Raw genomic sequence first — 16821 nt, 5'->3', positions numbered from 1 at the left:
CTCGTTTGAACTCACGCCACGTTCTTGCCGCCGAAACCGGATCTCGCCTGCACGCCCGGCGCAAAAATCTCCTGATCGACGAAGATCAGCGCCCGCATGGCGCAGCCTTCGCGGATCAGCGGCAGTTCGTTCGGCTCGGTGTCGAAGGAAATCGACTTGGAATGCTGGCCGCCGGCGGTCTGGGCAATCGCTTGCCGCAATGCCGGCTCGATCAGGTCGAAGGCGGCGGCGCTGACGCCGACCATGGCGACGGGGGCCGGATCGATCAGCGCGAACAGGCTGCCGAGGCCGTAGCCGAGCACTTCGCCGGCCTTGCGATAGGCTTCCCGTTCGGGTCCGTCCCTTTCGCGGGCGGCGGCAGCCAGGGCGCGCATGTCGGCATCGCTGACATCGGCGACGGGTTCTGCATCCTCGCCCATCTGCCGCGCGTTGCGCCAGATGGCATAATTGCCGGCATAGGCTTCGACGCAGCCGCGCCGTCCGCAGCGACACAGCGCCCCGTTCGGCCGATGAATCATGTGGCCGAATTCGCCGCCCGAGGAATGGGTGCCGGTGAACAATTCGCCCTTCAGCACCAGCCCCATGCCGATGCCGTGCGACAGGAGGATGGCGATGAAATCGTCGCGGTAACGATCGGGGTCGCGCCAGCGCAGCGCCACCGCCATCATGTTGCAGTCGTTCTCCATAATGGCGGGGATGCCGAACTCCTCTTCGAATATGTCGGCGAAGGCGATGTCGGTGTGCGGCGTGATCGGCGACCACAGCATGGAGCGGGCACGGGTGTCGGTGATGCCCTGGACGGCCAGCGCGATGCGGGCGATGCTGCGCACGTCCAGGTCGGGATCTTCCAGGCGGCGCCGCACGATTGCCGTGCACTCACCGATCAGCGAGTCGCGCGACATCGTCAGCGTGTCGAGCCGACGCTGTTCCTCGGATATTACCTGGCCGGCATAGTCGATGACGGCGACCGAGAGGAAGTTCAGCGACAGCACCACGGTCATTACCGCGGCCGCTTCCGGATTGAGGCTGAGGCCGACCTGCGGACGGCCGCGTTTGAGCGAGCCGGCCTCGCTCGGCTTGCTTTCGGTCAGGATGCCTTCGACGATCAGGTCGGATGAGATCGCCGAGATCGTCGAATGGCTGAGGCTTGTGGTTGCGGCGATCTCGGTGCGCGACGGCTGTCCGGCGCGGCGCACCGCCGCGATCACCATCGCGCGGTTGCGGCGGCGCAAATCGTCGTGGCGGATTCCGACCGACATGCTCTTTCATATCCTCCCGGTCGCCGCGGTTCTTCCTGCCCTGGAACGCTGTCGGTGACGCGGTCAAATACTGGCAGAAGCCGCGCGCCGTGTCATTTATTTATTCCGAGGCCCGAAAAAAATTCGAAACGACATCAAAATCCATCAGAATCGATGTTGACAGCGTTCGGGCGTTGGCCCAGTATTTTTTCGAGGCTCGAAAAAATAGGGCCTCTGTGCGGCCTTCGGGCCAGTTTGGTCGCGCCATACGCGGCGCAGGGAGGATAATATGAAAAGATTCACAGCCGCCATCCTGGCGGGTGCCGCCATGTCGCTGACGCTCGCGTCTGTCGCGCAGGCGAAGGACAAAGTCGTCGGCGTTTCGTGGTCCAACTTCCAGGAGGAACGCTGGAAGACCGACGAGGCCGCCATGAAGACGGCGATCGAGGCCGCCGGCGACAAGTACATCTCCGCCGATGCGCAGTCCAATCCCGGCAAGCAGCTTACCGACGTCGAAAGCCTGATCTCGCAGGGCGCCAATTCCCTGATCATCCTGGCGCAGGATGCTTCGGCCATCGGCCCGGCCGTGCAGAAGGCGCTGGACGAAGGCATTCCGGTCGTCGGCTATGACCGGTTGATCGAGAACAAGGACGTTTTCTATCTGACCTTCGACAACAAGGAAGTCGGCCGTATGCAGGCCCGCGAAGTGTTCAAGGTCAAGCCGGAAGGCAACTACGTCTTCATCAAGGGCTCCGGTGCCGATCCCAATGCCGACTTCCTGTTCTCGGGCTCGATGGAAGTGCTCAAGGAAGCCATCGACAGCGGCAAGATCAAGAATGTCGGCGAAGCCTACACGGATGGCTGGCTGCCCGCCAACGCCCAGAAGAACATGGAACAGTTCCTGACCGCCAACGACAACAAGGTCGACGCGGTGGTCGCGGCCAATGACGGCACTGCCGGTGGCGTCGTCGCGGCGCTGACGGCTCAAGGCTTGGCCGGCACCGTGCCGGTCTCGGGGCAGGACGGCGACCACGCCGCGCTGAACCGCATCGCCCTGGGCACGCAAACCGTGTCGGTGTGGAAGGACGCGCGCGAGCTCGGCAAGAATGCCGCCGAGATCGCCTCGCAACTGGCCGACGGCAAGAAGACGAGCGACATCGCCGGCGCCAAGGACTTCACGACGCCGGGCGGCAACACCGTCAAGTCGCTGTTCCTGACTCCGGTTGCCATCACCAAGGACAATCTCAACGTCGTCATCGATGCTGGCTGGATCAAGAAGGACGAAGTCTGCGCGGGTGTCGCTGCCGGCACCGTCGCGGCCTGTAACTGATCCGGACCACTTCGAAATATCTGAACGCCGCGGCCCAAAAGCCGCGGCGTTTTCTCAAAGAATTGTGTTTCCGCATCATGCGGATAGCTTCTAGGCTGGGCTCCGGCATGCGCGTCAGACGGCCAGCCGGTGGGAGGAAATCATGACCGACACGACGTCCAACCCGCAGGCCGATACGGCGCGCGCGTCGGAACTCGGCGCCGTCGCCCGGTTCCTGAAGGCGACCGAGATCGACACCCGGATGCTCGGCATGATCGGCGCGCTGCTGGTCATCTGGATTGGGCTGCATGTCATTTCCAGCCTGCGCCTCGGCGTCAACCCGCTCGATTTCGACAGCCGCACCTTTCTCACGCCGCGCAATCTGTGGAACCTGTCGGTGCAGACATCCGCGGTCGCCATCATGGCCTGCGGCATGGTGCTGGTCATCGTCATGCGCAACATCGACCTGTCGGTCGGTTCCGCCGAGGGCCTGATCGGCATGGTGATGGGATTTGCCCAGGTGCATTTCCTGGTGCGTTTTGTCGGGCTCGAACTCGGCAATCCATGGATCTGGGTCCTGGCGCTGGTCATCGGCCTGGCGCTCGGCCTGTTGATCGGCGCCTTTCAAGGCTTCGTCATCGCCTATCTCGAAGTGCCCGCCTTTATCGTGACGCTGGGCGGCCTGCTGGTCTGGCGCGGTGCTGCCTGGTGGGTCACATCAGGCCAGACCGTGGCGCCGCTTAACGCCACCTTTCAGCTGATGGGCGGCGGGCCGGCGGGATCGATCGGCGCAACCTGGAGCTGGGTTGTCGGGATCGTCGCCTGCCTCGCCGTGGTGTTTGGGCTGTTCAACGGGCGGGTGCAGCGCAAGCGTTTCCGTTTTCCGCTACGTCCGATCTGGGCCGAGGCGCTGCTCGGTGTCGTCACCTGCGGCGCCATCATGGGTGCGGTCTGGCTCGCCAACTCCTACCCCTGGCCGATCGGCATCGTGAACAGATATGCGGCCGCCAACAACATCACCGTTCCCGAAGGCGGCCTGTTCATCGCCCACGGTATCGCCATACCGGTGCTGATGGCGGTCGCCGTCGGGCTGGTCATGACCTTCATCACCAACCGCACCCGTTTCGGCCGCTATGTCTTCGCCATCGGCGGCAATCCCGAGGCGGCCAATCTCGCCGGCATCAACACGCGCTGGATCACCATGAAGGTGTTCATGATCATGGGCGTGCTGGCCACGATTGCCGCGGCGATCTCCTCGGCCCGGCAGAATTCGGCCACCAACGTGCTTGGAACGCTCGACGAGCTGCTCGTCATTGCAGCCGCCGTGATCGGTGGCACATCGCTAGCCGGCGGGTCGGGAACGATCATCGGCGCCATGCTCGGCGCCCTGCTGATGCAGTCGCTGCAGTCCGGCATGGTGCTGCTTGGTGTCGACTCGCCGCTGCAGAGCATCGTCGTCGGCGCCGTACTGGTGATCGCCGTGTGGCTCGACACCGTCTATCGCAAGCGCGTCTAGGAGGGCATGCCATGACTGACAAGACTGCTCCTGCAGCCACCGCGCTGATCGACATGAGGAACATCTCGATCGCGTTTGGCGGCATCCGCGCCGTCGACGACGCCTCGATCGATCTTTTCCCCGGCGAGGTCGTGGCGCTGCTTGGCCATAATGGCGCCGGCAAGTCGACATTGATCAAGATCCTGTCCGGCGCCTACAAGCGCGATTCGGGCCAGATCTTCGTCAACGGCGAGGAGGCATCGATCTCCAACCCGCGCGACGCCAAGAAATACGGCATCGAGACGATCTACCAGACGCTGGCGTTGGCCGACAATGTCGACGCCGCCGCCAATCTGTTCCTCGGCCGCGAGTTGATGACCGCCTGGGGCACGCTCGACGACGTTGCCATGGAGGCCGAGGCGCGCAAGGTGATGGGTCGGCTCAATCCCCGGTTCCAGCGTTTCAAGGAGCCGGTGATCAAGCTGTCGGGCGGCCAGCGGCAATCGGTGGCGATCGCGCGTGCGATCCTGTTCAACGCCCGCATCCTGATCATGGACGAGCCGACGGCCGCACTTGGTCCGCAGGAAACGGCGCAGGTCGGCGAACTGGTCAAGCAGCTGAAGTCCGACGGCATCGGCATCTTCCTGATCAGCCACGACATCCACGATGTGTTCGAGCTTGCCGACCGGGTCTGCGTCATGAAGAACGGCCAGGTGGTCGGCACCGCCCGCACCACTGATGTCACCCAGGACGAGGTGCTGGGCATGATCATTCTGGGCAAATGCCCGCCAGGCGCCATTCCCGGACCGGGCGCGCTGAAGATCGCGGCCTGAGATCAAGCCAGATCGCGGTTGCCGGACACGTGATATGCCAGCCGTAGGGATGGCTTGGCCTTGGCATTGTGTTGGCAGGGCGACTTGCGCATAAAGGTCCGACATTGCTCAGGGACCGCACGATCCGTTGAAGAAGCTTTTCCCGATCATCGCCTTTATCGCCGTCGCGCTGATCAGCATGGTGATGGCAGGTTTTGCCTACTTCGCCACGCAGGAAGCCGCGCGCATCAAGTTCGAGGCGACTGCCGACGATGCGCTCAACCGGATCGAGAGCCGCATCGACCTGCATCTGTCGCTGCTGCGCTCGACGCAGGCCCTGTTCGACGCCCGCAATGGCGGTATTTCTCGCAGTGAGTTCAAGGCGTTCTTCACCGCGCTCGATGTCGACAAGAATTTCGCCGGCTTGCGCGGCATCGGCTTTCTCAGGCTGGCAAAGACGGGCGACGAGGCGACGGTCGAACGCGACATGCTGCACGATTATGGCGTCAGTCATCCAATCTACCCGGATACCACGCAACCCTGGCGCACCCCTATCGTGCTGTTCGAACCGCTGGATCCATCCAATCAGGCCGGCATCGGCTACGACATGTTCAGCGAACCGGTGCGGCGTGCGGCGATCGAAAAGGCGATGTCCGACGACCAGCAGCACGCCAGCGGGCTGGTGCAGCTGGGCCAGGACACGGGCGCCGCGCAGACGTTCACCGGCTTCTTCGTTTTCGTGCGGCTCAATGTCGAAACCGCTCCCGACGTCATCAATGCTTCGAGATCCTCGACATCAGGTTTTCTCTATGCGGCCTTTCGGGCTCGCGATCTGTTCCAGACCGCGCTCAGCCGGTCGCCGCTTTTGCCGGTCAACACCGAAATCTATGATGGCGATGGTGCCGTGAACGGCGACAATCTGTTGTTCCGGTCGGAGACGCCGCCGGCTTCCACTTTCGGGAACAGGCTGCTGGTCACGCGAAAGATCATCGTCGCCGGACAGCCATGGACTGTCCTGTTCCGGCCGACAAGCGCCTTCTCGCAGCCGTCGTCGCGCGCCATTCCGGTGATGCTGGGGCTGTTCGGCCTGCTGTTGGCGGGCGCAATCGCGCTTGTGGCGCGCTATCAGGAGCGGGCCTATGAGGCAGCGTCGCGATTGCACGAAACGACGGAAAAGAGCCTGGTCGAAAAAGACCTGATGCTGCAGGAGATGAAGCATCGCATCAAGAATTCGATCACCAGGGTGCTGGCGATCGCGCGTCAGACGGCATCGCGGGCGACCGACGTCAACGAGTTTTCAGCGTCCTTCTCGGCTAGGCTGCAGGCGATGGCGGCCTCCCAGGACATGCTGACGCGCTCACGCTGGCAGAAGGCCGATCTTGGCGATCTCCTGCGCATCGAGCTGGGTCAGGTGTTCGGCAAGGAGCTGCCCGATGAGCTGTTGTCGGGACCACAGGTGCTGCTCGACGAAACCACGACGCAAGCGCTCGGCCTGACCTTCCACGAACTGGCGACGAATGCGCTGAAATACGGCGAGGCCGGCAATTCCGTTGGGGCGCTGAAGGTGGACTGGTCGCTCGAAGGCCGAGGGCGCGACAGGATGCTGGCTCTCAACTGGCGCGAAAACGGGCAGAAGAAACTTGAAGCGCCCGCCGAGACCGGATTCGGCACCAAGCTGATCGACCTCAACGTGACGCGCGAATTGCGCGGTACGATCAAACGGGATTACCAAGCCAATGGGCTGAACGTGGAAATCAAAATTCCACTCGCCAATTGAGCGCGACCGTTGCCGACAAGGGGAAGCATCCAGACATCAAAAACCCGGAAGCCGGCGGACCGGCCTCCGGATCGACGTTTCGATTATCGCCGAATTAGTTGCAGCGAGCCGTGTAGATCCGGCCGCGATGATCGCGATATTGGCAATAGCCGTTGCGCAGGTTGCGCACCAGCAGGCCGGAACCGGCACCCACGGCCGCGCCGATCAGCGCGCCCTTACCGCCGCCGACCAAGCCGCCGACACCGGCGCCGATCAAGCCGCCGCCAACCACGTCCTTCTCAGTCGAGGTGCAGCCGCTGACCGCGACCACCGCAACCAGGGCAATAATCATCTTCCGCATAGAGTCACTCCTCACTTTGTGTCCTCACTTTAGTAAGCTCCAGCCGCCATTTAGCATGAAATGACGGCCTTTGCTGCTGCAATCTATTGTTGGTGAAGATAGTCTTTTTCTGGGCGTATCGTGTTCGATGCCATTACCAGGCTGGAAATTGCCAAAGACGCGTCAAGCGTACCATCGGCGCGCACATTCCAGACGATCTGATCATAGTCGTCCTCAAGCGCCGGATCGACCGCAAGGCATTTGGCGACGATGTGGTCAGCCTGCCCTTGCACGTCGCCCAAGACGAATGGGCGTTCGGCCACGCATTGCTCGGCCGTCGCGAAAACGCTTACGGGCACCTGGAGTTCACGGCAGTCGGCCATCGTGTTCGAGCAACCGATGACCAGCAACAATGCAGCGATATGTTCCATGGCGAGAAGTCCTCTCGCCATAGTAACGGTCTACATTCGCCAAAGTTCCTGGCTGGCTTGATCGGCCGGGGAAATAAGATGGCGCTACAGCCGATTCGGCCACCGGCCGAAACGAGGTGGCCTAGTAGACCAGTTGGTGCAGGGCGACCGCCATGATCACCGCCACCAAGGCCAGCGCAACTAGGCGCAAAGCTCCGTTGGGAACAGGAGCCAGCGGTGGCGTGGAAGCCTCTGAGTCCTCAAACTCGCCCATGGAAATCCGGGCGGCCTGCTCCAGTCTGTTCATGTCGGCAACCGTCAAGGCATTCCTCCCACCATGCTGTAAATCCTGCTGCGGAAATGTTCGGTGATGCAACAAGTTCCAGCGGTATCTGGGAAAAACAGCATCTGCTTTTATGGTGAACGGCGGGTTAAGGAAGGTCGCTCAATCCGTCTCGAAATTGCCGTGCGGAACGACAAGGCGGTATTCAAGGCGGCCAGCCGCGATTTCGAGCGTCGCCGTTCCGTTCAGTGACGCCGGCACGACCCGTTCGAGTGCGACGCTGCCGAAGCGCTTCTCGCTACGCCTGACATCACTGGCGCCGATTGCCTCCGCCCATGTCAGGGACAGGGAGGTTCCCGTGTCGTCGGCGGTCAGGTTGGCTGTAACATTGACGTACCCGCCGGGCCGCGACAGGGCGCCGTAGCTCACCGAATTGACGGCGAGTTCATGCATCGCAAGGCCGATATGCAAGGCAGCGTTGGGATTGAGATAGGGGTTTGCCCCCTGAAACCTCAGGCTCCGAACCGGATCGCCGCCATAGCGGCCAACCTGGCCCGATACGAGTTCGCGAAGTGCTGCACCCCGCCAGTTGGAAGAGGTCACGAGATCCTGGGACGAGGCCAGCGATTGCAGCCGGCCGCGAAAGCGTGTCAGGAAATCGCCGATGCTGTCGGAGTAGCGGCCGGTCTGGGTGGCTATGCTCTGGATGATCGCCAGCAGGTTTTTCGAGCGATGGCTCACCTCTCGCAACAGCGTCGTCAGGGTCTGCTCGCGGCGCTTCTGCTCCGTCGTCTCGACCATCGTGGTGACGACGCCTTGCACGGTGCCACCATCGCCGTGATCGGCATCGATCCACACCTCGAACCAGCGGCTGCCATCCTCGACGGGAACGCTGATCTCGAGACGTTGGGGGTTGCCGGATGCAATGACGTCGCGCTTGGCCGCGCCGATGCGGTCGGCCTGCGCCTCCGGCAGGATGCCGATGCTGTCGGCGGTGTCCGAAACCCAGGGCGCACGCATGTTGCGCGCCCATACGGTTTTCATCTCGCGATCCTGGTAGAGAACGGAAATGCCGGCATTGTGCAACGCGTGAAGAAGAGCACGGCCGAGCTGCATGCCGCTGTCGGCGGGATGGAGGGCGATGACTTCATCGCTTTGCACGGCGTCTTTCCTGTTTCCGGTCCTGGAACCCATCGGCCAATCTGTCCACCCAATTCAGGCTGAACGGCTCATCGTTGAATGGGTTCCAAACAGGTTTCCGGAAAACCCGCCGCCAAAAACGGTCCGCCGGACGGCGTCCTTTGAGGGACACCGCCCGGCGGTGGCTGGAAACCGTTTGAGGGGTGCGGCTTCCAGTGTTCGGCCGTCCGTCCTTACGAAGCCCGTTTGAACAGGCCCGCAAGAAGCGAAATGACCAGGAAGGCGAGGAAGATGAAAAACAATATCTGCGCTATGCCGGCGGAGGTACCGGCGATGCCGCCGAAACCAAGCGCGCCGGCGATGATGGCAACGACGAGAAATACGAGCGCCCAGTAAAGCATGATCCATCTCCTTCGAATGGTGCGATGAAAACGTGGGTGGTTGCGGTTTGTTCCCACCCTTTGCCGAAAAAGACCGTGCTTGCAAATCGTTCGAGCGGAAGCGCAGGAATTCAACGTCGCCGCCCGGGTGCATCAGGCGGCACGAAGTGACGAATTGATCATCTGGAGAGATTCGGGAGCGAGGCTATCGCCTTGGGTTCGTCAATTCCTCCACTCCCAATTCCCGACTATGCGGCGGCTTTCGCCTGCCGGTCAAAGAACAGTGCCTGGCTGATCAGCGCCTTGACCATGTCGGGATTGAACGGCTTGGTGACCAGGAAGGCCGGTTCCGGTCGTTCACCAGTCAGCAGGCGCTCGGGGAAGGCGGTGATGAAGATGACCGGCACCGACGTCGATGACAGGATTTCGTTCACGGCCTCGATGCCGGAACTGCCGTCGGCAAGCTGGATGTCGGCCAGCACCATCTTCGGCCGCGTCTTGCCGAACATCATCACTGCCTCGGCATGGGTGCGCGCCGTTCCAACGACGCGGTGCCCGAGGCTCTCGACCATTTCTTCGATATCCATGGCGATCAGCGGTTCATCCTCGATGATCAGAACGTCGGTTGCCACCTGACGGGATATCTCGTTGCTCGCCTGGGCAAGCAACTCTGAAAACTCCTGGTCACCGACGTCAAGGATCTCAGCCGCTTCCTCCTCGCTGAAGCCTTCGACCGCCACGAGCAGGAAGGCCTGACGGGGCCGTGGTGCAATCGCATTCAGATTGGCGGCGGTGCGCTGTTCCCACGCCGATTGCGCCTGTTCCTGTGGAACGCGGATGGCGACCGATGTGAAAAGCTTGGCGAAAACCTTGTACAGCGCGATGCGGTCGCTCGATGCTTCGGGAAATATCTCGATATCGGCGATGATGGCTTCAAGCATCGCAGCGACCAGCGCGTCACCACTCTCTTGCGACCCGGAAACAGCCCGCGAGAAGCGGCGCAGGAAGGGCAGATGTGGTGCGATGGTGGCGGATAAGCTCATGGTAAGACGTCTCCCTCAGAATGACGCGATTGCGTAGCAGGTCAAGCTGACTGCAAGCCCTGATAACGCGGATTTTTTGAAAAAGTTCCACCTCGACGGAACAAAAGCCGGGAAGTGGCGTTTGTGGTGGGGATGGGCAACCAGACGAGGGCGCCGCTTGCGTTGTGTTGAGTACGGTAAGAGCGGCTTGAGCGCTGGGAATACAAGGGCAAAATGAAGGATATGACGAAAGATATTCTGACTGGCGCCGAGAGCAGGCGCCGGAACGGTTCTGGTGACGCTCTTGGGCCGAACTCCGAAATCGGACGCAAACTCAAACAATATTACGACGCGCTGGTCTCCGACGATGTGCCGGATCGCTTTTCCCAGTTGCTTAGCCAACTGGAACAGGCTGAACCCGCACAGAAGAAGGACTGAGGCATGGCCGCGGTCTCACAAGGCTTCAAGACTGATCTGCTTGGGGCAATCCCAAGTCTGCGCGCGTTTGCCGTGTCGCTGACGCAAAATGCCGATAAAGCCGACGACCTCGTCCAGGAAACACTCGTCAAGGCTTGGGACAAGCATGAGAGCTTCCAGCCCGGCACCAATCTCAAGGCCTGGCTTTTCACCATCCTGCGCAACGAGTTCTATTCGCAAATGCGCAAGCGCGGGCGCGAAGTGCAGGACAGCGACGGTATCATGACGGCGAGGCTTGCCGTTCATCCGGCCCAGCACGGTCAACTCGACCTGAAGGACTTTCGCGGGGCGCTGGAGCAGTTGCCGGAGGACCAACGCGAAGCCATCATCCTCATCGGCGCATCTGGTTTCTCCTACGAGGAGGCCGCGGAGATCTGCGGCTGCGCGGTGGGGACGATCAAGAGCCGCGTCAGCCGAGCCCGTACCCGCTTGCAGGAGATCCTGAAAATATCAGGTGAGGACGAGTATGGTCCGGACGCGATTTCGGCCCAGGTAACGAGTTCGCCGGCGAGCTGACCGCGATCGCGTCTCAAGCGCGTCCGCAGGCCGCCGCGACCGCTTGCACCAGGTCTTCGCCTGAATAGGGTTTGCCAACCAGCCTGACGCCCGGAAACGATGCCTTGATTTCATCCGCATCCGAATAGCCGGACGCAAACACGAAAGGTATGCCTGCCGCGCGCAGCCCGGAAGCGAAATCGATCGTCGAGGCGCCGCCCAGCATCAAGTCGACAATGGCTGCATCGAATCGCGTGGCGACTTCCCGGCCATCGACCTCGGTCAGGTCACGGGCGATCACCACCTCATCGGCGCCATGATCGCGGCAAAGTTGCTCGACATCCATGGCGATGAGAAATTCGTCCTCCAAAACGAGAATCCGCAATCCGTCAAGCAATGTGGGCACAGGCAAAGACTCCTTGAAACGCCGGAGTCATGATCGCTAATTGGCTTGCTGTCATTTAAAAAAGACATGTGGCCAGCGGGCGGAACCTCAATCCTTGCAACGCGTTGAAACGCGGCTCTCCAAGAGCGGCTTTCGAAGGGGGTCGAGCGGGCTTTCGAAGGGGGCGAAATGTCAGTCCAGAACAATAACGCTTTCTCCAGCCGCCAATATCCCTGCGAGAACTGCCCATTGCGGCCGTTGCCGGTTTTCCGCGACTTCGAAAAACAGGAGCTGGCCTTCATCAGCAAATTCAAGAAGGGCGAACTCGCGGTCGACAAGGGCGACACGGTGCTGGTGGAGGGAAGCCATAGCGCCCATCTCTACACCGTGCTCTCCGGCTGGGCGTTTCGCTACAAGCTGCTGCGGGACGGCCGTCGCCAGATCCTCAATTATCTCATGCCCGGGGATCTGATCGGCCTGCAAGGCAGTGTGATGGGCGAGATGCAGCATTCCGTCGAGGCACTCTCACCGATGCTGCTGTGTGTTTTCGAGCGCGAATATCTGCACGAGCTGTACCGCAATCATCCCGGGCTGGCCTACGACATCACCTGGATCGCATCGCGCGAGGAGCGGATGCTGGACGAGAATCTGCTCAGCCTCGGGCGCCGCAGTGCGATCGAGCGCGCCGCCTATCTCATCGCCTTCATCGGCAGCCGGGCAAAGGTCGTCGGACTGAATGGCAGCCAATCCGTCCAGATACCGATCACGCAGCAGCACATTGCCGATACGCTCGGCCTGTCGCTGGTTCACACCAACAAGACGATCCGCAAGCTGATGGATCGCAAGCTGATCGTCTGGCGCGACGGCGGCTGCGCGGTCTCCGACAATGAAGGGCTCAAGCGGCTCGCCGGCTGGGAAGGACTGGGCGAGGCGCGCCGGCCACTAATCTGAGGAAGCGTCTTTTTGCGAAGCCGGCGGATCGGGTGCGCGCCGATGCGTTTTCGGCTACTGTGTCCGCAGTGTCGGAACCATGAGGCGCGCAGCGCGTTTGAAACCGAGCAATCACAAGGAGTTAAGCCATGGCCACTGCCGCAGGAAAGACCGCAACCGACGCCCGTGCAAATGCGGACCTGGAAGCCGACATCAGGCAGTTGAAGGCCGACATCGACAAGCTCACCAAACAACTGGCCAAGACCGGCGAGCATGGCTATGGCACCGCGCGCCGTGCAGCGACAGAAGGGGTCGAGCAGTTGCGCGCGCAGGGCGAAGCAGCCTTTGACAGCTTGCGCAGCAATGCCAAGGACATCGAAGCGCAGATGATGGCAAGCGTGCGTGAAAAGCCGGTGACGTCACTGGCAATCGCCGCTGGCGTCGGCTTCCTTTTCGCGCTCATCGCGCGTCGCTAGTCGCGCTACAGATGGGAATGCTGGCAACCCTGATCTCGGGCCTCGCCTCGGGGGAAACCGTGGCCGCCGTTCATCGGGCGCGCACGGCGGCAATCGTCTATGTGATCGCCATGGCCGCTGCGCTTTGCGGTCTCGGCTTTCTGGTCGGGGCCGCCTATATCTGGACGGCGATGCGCTACGGGTCGCTTGCCGCCGCACTGGGGTTTGGCGCCGGTTTCCTGGTGCTCGCCGGACTTATCCTGCTGATCTACCGGATATCCGCAGGTTCGCGCGCCCGGCGCCGGGCGCAGCGCCGCAATGCCGACATGAAGGCGATCGGCGTCACCGCCGCACTCGCCGTGCTGCCGAGCCTGCTCAAGGGAAAAGGCGGTCTCGGCGCCATTCTGGGGCCGGCCGTGGCGCTCGCGGCCTACGCCATCTACCGCGAGAATGTGAAATCCGACGATCCGGATGAGAGCGAGCGGACGTAGAGCTGTTGGGAGATCACTTCGACAGCTCTTCCAGGGGCATCGATATTTCGGCAAACACGCCTTCCGGCCGGAATTCATGGGTCACTTCGCTGGAAATGACCTTGGCCAGGCTGCGGCGAATGAGGATAGAGCCGAAGCCTTGCCGATCCGGCGGAGCGACTTGCGGCCCGCCGCTTTCGCGCCAGGTCAGCACAAGACGCCGGGCATCCTTCCTGCCTTGCGTCCTCCAGCCGAGGTCGACCCTGCCTGACGGCACCGACAGCGAGCCATATTTCAGCGCGTTGCTGGCGAGTTCATGCAGGATCAGGCCAAGCCCGACGGCCTGGTCGGGCGACAGCAGCAGGTCGTCGCCGGAGATCGTCATGCGCGGCTGCTCGGCCGTTTCGAAAGGTCTGACCTCGATCTGGACGAGTTCACTGATGCCGATGCCACGCCACTCGCGGTCCGACAACAGATTGTGGGCGATGCCCAAGGCCTGAAGCCTGGCGCCGAAGGCCTCGAGGAACTCGCTCGGCTGGCGGGCATGGCGCACGGTCTGGGTTGCCAGCGCCTGGACGGTCGCCAGAGTGTTCTTGACGCGATGGTTGAGTTCACGCAGCAGCAGCCGTTGCCGTTCGTCGCCGAGCTTGCGCTCGGAGATGTCGTAATTGACGCCGAAGATCAATGTCGGCTTGCCGTCGCCGTCACGCTCGATCACACGGCCGCGCGTGGCGAGCCAGCGCGGCGGGTGAAAGCCCTTCACCCGGTATTCGCCGAAATAGTCGTCGCTGCCGGTCAAGGCGTCGCGAAAGCGGGTTTCGGTCTGGTAGACGTCGCGCGGATCGATGGCGGTGAGGATGTCGCGTGCGCGCAGCCGGTTGGAGCGCGGCAGGTTGAACAGCTCCGACATCAATGTGTCGCATTCGATGACATCGGTGCGGATATCCCATGCCCAGCTGGCGAGCGAGGCCGCATCGAGTGCGATGGCGCGTCGTTTTTCCTCGCGCGCAAGTGCGGCCTCGGCGATCGCGCCGCTGCGGGTTGCGTCCTTTAGGGTGAACAGGCTGGCGGCGAGGCCGGCGAGCGCCTTCAACTGGTCGAGCTCGGCTCGGGATGGAAAACCATGCGGCTCGCGGTCGAGCACGCACAGCGTGCCGATGCGGGCACCTGCCACGATCATCGGCGCGCCGGCATAGAAGCGGACATGGTGCTTTCCGGTGACCAGCGGGTTGGTCTTGAAACGGGGGTCCGCCGTTGCATCCACGACCACCATCGGCTCGTCGCCGGCGGCAATCGCATGGGCGCAGAAGGAGACGTTGGTCGCGGTTTCGGTCTCGTCCAGGCCGAAGCAGGATTTGAACCAATGCCGTTCAAGGTCGACGAGTGTGACCAGGGCCATCGGCACCTGCATCACCGCTGCGGCAAGGCTGCTGACGCGGTCGAAATCGGGGTCGGCCGCCGTATCCAGCATCTCCAATCCGTGCAGCACGGCCAGCCGGTCGACATCCATGACTGCTAGCGCAACTTCGGCCGGCAGATCGGGTGCTGTTTGCGTCTTGCCAATCACCCCAATTGCCTCGTCCCGGTCTTCGTCGCCGCATGCTTGCGCTGGTGCAAGGCCAGCACGCTTTTCCGGAACCATCCTAGCGAGGAACCGTTACCCGACCATGATTTGCCGGGCGCGCCAGTTGGTGCCGAATGAGACAGGGATCGAGCATGGCCAAGATCATTCCAGAAAACAAGGCGCGGCAGGGGCGATGGGGCTGGCATGGATTTCGGATCCTGATCGCCGCACTGCTTCTGGTGTTTGCTGCATGGGGCATTGCCGAGATCTATGGTGTGTTGATCAAGGCGCCTAACAGCGATGAACAGCATGTGCCCACACCGCCCAACACCACCGAGCAGGCTCCTGCCGGGTAAAGCCGGCCTGTCCGTTGCGTCGCACCTCATCAGGCGGCTCTCGACTGGGCCGCGCTCGCCGGAACCAATACATTCAGTGCGCCAGGCTGGATCTCGATTACCGTTTCACGGTCAAGCCTGACCAGTTCGCCGTCCATGACGGCGCGAAATTTGTGGCTGCCCGAATGGATTTTCAGCACCGTTCTGTTTGTCTGGTGGATTTCGACATGTTCGTTGTCGCGCCATTTGCCGCGCGCCATGTTGAAGAAGAACTTGACCAGTTCGGCGCGCTGCTTCGCCACCGTGACATAGACACCGAGCACGCCGCCCGCAGGATTGTCGGCATAAGGCAGATGGCCTTCACCGAATAAGTTGTTGGTGATGCCGATGCCGGTGATGCGTGCCGCCATTTCGGCATCGCCGATGCTGAGCGTCACATTCATCGCAGGTGGATTGTTGATCGTTGCCCAAGCCGCCTTGGCCGAGGCGCGGATCTTTCCCAACCGCGAACCGAACTCCATCTTCTGGCGCAGTTGCACCATCTTCGCGTGCATGCCGATCGAGAACTGGTGCACGAAAGGTTGGCCATTGGCCGTCGCCACATCGACAGCAATGATTTCGCCGTCGGCGAAGGATTTCAGCGCCCCGTCGAGCGACTGCGGAATGCCCAACCCGCGTGCGAACAGGTTCATGGTGCCGGCTGGCAATATGGCAAGCGCCTTCTTCGTGCCCATCAGTCGGGCGGCCGCGGCGGAAATGGTCCCGTCGCCGCCACCTGCCAGCACGATGTCGACCGAGCGACGCGAAGCGGCGTTGTCCAGCGTCTCCACCACATCCTTGCCGGCGACAATTTCGATGCTGAGCGAGTGGCCTGCCGTTTCCAACGTCTGATGCATCCTGTCGGAGAAAGCGGCGAGGTCGGTGGTGCGCAAAGTGCCGCCGTCCCGGTTCAGCACCGCTGCAAATCTCATGCCCCGCTCCACCAGGTCAGCCAAAAGGCGGCCGGGATATACCCAGCCAACGGCTGAAACGCGGCGTCGACAGAAAGGTTCCTCTTGCCACGGGGTGACTACCCCAGCGGCTCAATAATTTCCGTGGTTTCGTCCCCGGACCGCAGCGCTTTGTCGGAACAACTGACCCGGTCACGACGTTGTGAACCTGTAGATGCCGCGTTCCCCAAGGAAGACGCGGCGCATGAGATCAGGCACGAGGAGAGACTACCATGATCCGCAATCTTTTAGCCACGACGGCGCTCGCAACCTTTGTCGCGACCGGCGCCTATGCGCAGAACGCAACAAATACGGCGCCTGCCACGCCCGCCGTCCAGGAGCCCGCCGCCGCTCCTGTGGCACGCGCAGAGGGCAGCATCGTCACCAACATCATCGGTGAGTCCGTCTACAACGGCACCGGCGACGATGCCGAAAACATCGGCAAGGTCAGCGACGTCGTGTTCGACAAGGATGGGCAGGCGAAATCCGTTGTCATCGACGTCGGCGGTTTTCTGGGGGTGCGGGCCAAACACGTT

Annotated in this window: 21 protein-coding genes; 11 read left to right on the top strand and 10 right to left on the bottom strand. The window is 62.1% G+C overall.

Annotated features, from left to right (window positions below; genetic code table 11):
• Positions 1–11: 11 nt before the first annotated feature.
• Positions 12–1259, bottom strand: coding sequence for an ROK family protein (locus EN949_RS07745; RefSeq protein ID WP_013529273.1), 1248 nt, complete (start codon positions 1257–1259; stop codon positions 12–14).
• A 268-nt stretch (positions 1260–1527) separates the two neighbouring features.
• Between EN949_RS07745 and xylF the strand changes: the two genes are divergently transcribed.
• The 4 genes from xylF (at position 1528) to EN949_RS07725 (ending at position 6631) form a co-directional block, all read left to right on the top strand.
• Entirely contained in the window at positions 1528–2568 is a 1041-nt protein-coding gene (gene xylF, locus EN949_RS07740; protein WP_013529274.1) for a D-xylose ABC transporter substrate-binding protein, read from the top strand.
• A 142-nt stretch (positions 2569–2710) separates the two neighbouring features.
• Positions 2711–4063: a sugar ABC transporter permease gene (locus EN949_RS07735; protein WP_013529275.1), complete on the top strand. Its 1353-nt coding sequence runs from the start codon at positions 2711–2713 to the stop codon at positions 4061–4063.
• Positions 4064–4074: 11 nt separating this feature from the next.
• Positions 4075–4875, top strand: coding sequence for an ATP-binding cassette domain-containing protein (locus tag EN949_RS07730; protein WP_013529276.1), 801 nt, complete (start codon positions 4075–4077; stop codon positions 4873–4875).
• A gap of 127 nt (positions 4876–5002) precedes the next feature.
• Positions 5003–6631: a CHASE domain-containing protein gene (locus tag EN949_RS07725; protein WP_013529277.1), complete on the top strand. Its 1629-nt coding sequence runs from the start codon at positions 5003–5005 to the stop codon at positions 6629–6631.
• A gap of 94 nt (positions 6632–6725) precedes the next feature.
• Here the strand turns inward: EN949_RS07725 and EN949_RS07720 are convergent, their stop codons facing one another.
• The 6 genes from EN949_RS07720 to EN949_RS07695 all read right to left on the bottom strand — a co-directional run bounded on the left by EN949_RS07720 (position 6726) and on the right by EN949_RS07695 (position 10206).
• The gene (locus tag EN949_RS07720) at positions 6726–6971 is read right to left on the bottom strand and encodes a YMGG-like glycine zipper-containing protein (RefSeq protein ID WP_013529278.1); all 246 of its coding nucleotides are present in this window, start codon (positions 6969–6971) and stop codon (positions 6726–6728) included.
• 83 nt (positions 6972–7054) lie between these two features.
• Positions 7055–7381: a hypothetical protein gene (locus tag EN949_RS07715; RefSeq protein WP_013529279.1), complete on the bottom strand. Its 327-nt coding sequence runs from the start codon at positions 7379–7381 to the stop codon at positions 7055–7057.
• A gap of 121 nt (positions 7382–7502) precedes the next feature.
• Positions 7503–7682 (bottom strand): hypothetical protein, encoded by a 180-nt coding sequence (locus tag EN949_RS07710; RefSeq protein ID WP_063169142.1) that lies wholly within the window; start codon positions 7680–7682, stop codon positions 7503–7505.
• A gap of 123 nt (positions 7683–7805) precedes the next feature.
• Entirely contained in the window at positions 7806–8837 is a 1032-nt protein-coding gene (locus EN949_RS07705) for a sensor histidine kinase (protein ID WP_063169141.1), read from the bottom strand.
• A gap of 179 nt (positions 8838–9016) precedes the next feature.
• Positions 9017–9184 carry a DUF1328 domain-containing protein gene (locus EN949_RS07700; protein WP_013529282.1) on the bottom strand — a complete coding sequence of 56 codons (168 nt, stop codon included), beginning with the start codon at positions 9182–9184 and terminating at the stop codon, positions 9017–9019.
• Positions 9185–9411: 227 nt separating this feature from the next.
• On the bottom strand, positions 9412–10206 hold the full coding sequence (locus tag EN949_RS07695) for a response regulator (protein WP_013529283.1): 795 nt from the start codon (positions 10204–10206) through the stop codon (positions 9412–9414).
• Positions 10207–10419: 213 nt separating this feature from the next.
• On the opposite strand from EN949_RS07695, the gene EN949_RS07690 reads away from it, so the two are divergent.
• Positions 10420–10623, top strand: a complete 204-nt coding sequence (locus EN949_RS07690; protein WP_032809255.1) for a NepR family anti-sigma factor — start codon at positions 10420–10422, stop codon at positions 10621–10623.
• Between the two features lie 3 nt (positions 10624–10626).
• Positions 10627–11178 carry an RNA polymerase sigma factor gene (locus tag EN949_RS07685; protein ID WP_013529285.1) on the top strand — a complete coding sequence of 184 codons (552 nt, stop codon included), beginning with the start codon at positions 10627–10629 and terminating at the stop codon, positions 11176–11178.
• Between the two features lie 13 nt (positions 11179–11191).
• Here EN949_RS07685 and EN949_RS07680 read toward each other — a convergent pair whose 3' ends face one another.
• Positions 11192–11563: a response regulator gene (locus tag EN949_RS07680; RefSeq protein WP_027163154.1), complete on the bottom strand. Its 372-nt coding sequence runs from the start codon at positions 11561–11563 to the stop codon at positions 11192–11194.
• A 168-nt stretch (positions 11564–11731) separates the two neighbouring features.
• On the opposite strand from EN949_RS07680, the gene EN949_RS07675 reads away from it, so the two are divergent.
• The 3 genes from EN949_RS07675 (at position 11732) to EN949_RS07665 (ending at position 13418) form a co-directional block, all read left to right on the top strand.
• On the top strand, positions 11732–12493 hold the full coding sequence (locus EN949_RS07675; RefSeq protein ID WP_063173193.1) for a Crp/Fnr family transcriptional regulator: 762 nt from the start codon (positions 11732–11734) through the stop codon (positions 12491–12493).
• Between the two features lie 128 nt (positions 12494–12621).
• Positions 12622–12948: a DUF883 family protein gene (locus EN949_RS07670; RefSeq protein ID WP_013529287.1), complete on the top strand. Its 327-nt coding sequence runs from the start codon at positions 12622–12624 to the stop codon at positions 12946–12948.
• Positions 12949–12959: 11 nt separating this feature from the next.
• Positions 12960–13418, top strand: coding sequence for a hypothetical protein (locus EN949_RS07665; protein ID WP_013529288.1), 459 nt, complete (start codon positions 12960–12962; stop codon positions 13416–13418).
• Positions 13419–13431: 13 nt separating this feature from the next.
• Here the strand turns inward: EN949_RS07665 and EN949_RS07660 are convergent, their stop codons facing one another.
• Positions 13432–14907: an HWE histidine kinase domain-containing protein gene (locus EN949_RS07660; RefSeq protein WP_164770038.1), complete on the bottom strand. Its 1476-nt coding sequence runs from the start codon at positions 14905–14907 to the stop codon at positions 13432–13434.
• A 206-nt stretch (positions 14908–15113) separates the two neighbouring features.
• Between EN949_RS07660 and EN949_RS07655 the strand changes: the two genes are divergently transcribed.
• Complete coding sequence (locus tag EN949_RS07655; protein ID WP_013529290.1) at positions 15114–15317, top strand: hypothetical protein; 204 nt, start codon at positions 15114–15116, stop codon at positions 15315–15317.
• A 29-nt stretch (positions 15318–15346) separates the two neighbouring features.
• Here the strand turns inward: EN949_RS07655 and EN949_RS07650 are convergent, their stop codons facing one another.
• Positions 15347–16267: a diacylglycerol kinase family protein gene (locus tag EN949_RS07650; protein WP_127367242.1), complete on the bottom strand. Its 921-nt coding sequence runs from the start codon at positions 16265–16267 to the stop codon at positions 15347–15349.
• Between the two features lie 251 nt (positions 16268–16518).
• Here EN949_RS07650 and EN949_RS07645 point away from each other — a divergent pair.
• The coding region (locus tag EN949_RS07645; protein ID WP_164782481.1) for a PRC-barrel domain-containing protein at positions 16519–16821 on the top strand (303 nt) is incomplete at its 3' end.

The organism is Mesorhizobium sp. M7A.F.Ca.US.007.01.2.1, assembly GCF_003998165.1.
Taxonomy (GTDB): domain Bacteria; phylum Pseudomonadota; class Alphaproteobacteria; order Rhizobiales; family Rhizobiaceae; genus Mesorhizobium; species Mesorhizobium ciceri.
This window is presented reverse-complemented; position numbering and strand designations above follow the sequence as displayed.

What these genes read in the sequence shown, in the direction of transcription:
- EN949_RS07735 (WP_013529275.1), top strand. Translation starts at nt 2,711, where the DNA reads ATGACCGACACGACGTCCAACCCGCAGGCCGATACGGCGCGCGCGTCG.
- EN949_RS07670 (WP_013529287.1), top strand. Translation starts at nt 12,622, where the DNA reads ATGGCCACTGCCGCAGGAAAGACCGCAACCGACGCCCGTGCAAATGCG.
- EN949_RS07745 (WP_013529273.1), bottom strand. Translation starts at nt 1,259, where the DNA reads ATGTCGGTCGGAATCCGCCACGACGATTTGCGCCGCCGCAACCGCGCG.
- EN949_RS07655 (WP_013529290.1), top strand. Translation starts at nt 15,114, where the DNA reads ATGGCCAAGATCATTCCAGAAAACAAGGCGCGGCAGGGGCGATGGGGC.
- EN949_RS07665 (WP_013529288.1), top strand. Translation starts at nt 12,960, where the DNA reads ATGGGAATGCTGGCAACCCTGATCTCGGGCCTCGCCTCGGGGGAAACC.
- EN949_RS07675 (WP_063173193.1), top strand. Translation starts at nt 11,732, where the DNA reads ATGTCAGTCCAGAACAATAACGCTTTCTCCAGCCGCCAATATCCCTGC.
- EN949_RS07730 (WP_013529276.1), top strand. Translation starts at nt 4,075, where the DNA reads ATGACTGACAAGACTGCTCCTGCAGCCACCGCGCTGATCGACATGAGG.
- EN949_RS07650 (WP_127367242.1), bottom strand. Translation starts at nt 16,267, where the DNA reads ATGAGATTTGCAGCGGTGCTGAACCGGGACGGCGGCACTTTGCGCACC.
- EN949_RS07660 (WP_164770038.1), bottom strand. Translation starts at nt 14,907, where the DNA reads ATGGATGTCGACCGGCTGGCCGTGCTGCACGGATTGGAGATGCTGGAT.
- EN949_RS07720 (WP_013529278.1), bottom strand. Translation starts at nt 6,971, where the DNA reads ATGCGGAAGATGATTATTGCCCTGGTTGCGGTGGTCGCGGTCAGCGGC.
- EN949_RS07685 (WP_013529285.1), top strand. Translation starts at nt 10,627, where the DNA reads ATGGCCGCGGTCTCACAAGGCTTCAAGACTGATCTGCTTGGGGCAATC.
- EN949_RS07705 (WP_063169141.1), bottom strand. Translation starts at nt 8,837, where the DNA reads ATGGGTTCCAGGACCGGAAACAGGAAAGACGCCGTGCAAAGCGATGAA.
- EN949_RS07700 (WP_013529282.1), bottom strand. Translation starts at nt 9,184, where the DNA reads ATGCTTTACTGGGCGCTCGTATTTCTCGTCGTTGCCATCATCGCCGGC.
- EN949_RS07690 (WP_032809255.1), top strand. Translation starts at nt 10,420, where the DNA reads ATGAAGGATATGACGAAAGATATTCTGACTGGCGCCGAGAGCAGGCGC.
- EN949_RS07715 (WP_013529279.1), bottom strand. Translation starts at nt 7,381, where the DNA reads ATGGAACATATCGCTGCATTGTTGCTGGTCATCGGTTGCTCGAACACG.
- EN949_RS07695 (WP_013529283.1), bottom strand. Translation starts at nt 10,206, where the DNA reads ATGAGCTTATCCGCCACCATCGCACCACATCTGCCCTTCCTGCGCCGC.
- xylF (WP_013529274.1), top strand. Translation starts at nt 1,528, where the DNA reads ATGAAAAGATTCACAGCCGCCATCCTGGCGGGTGCCGCCATGTCGCTG.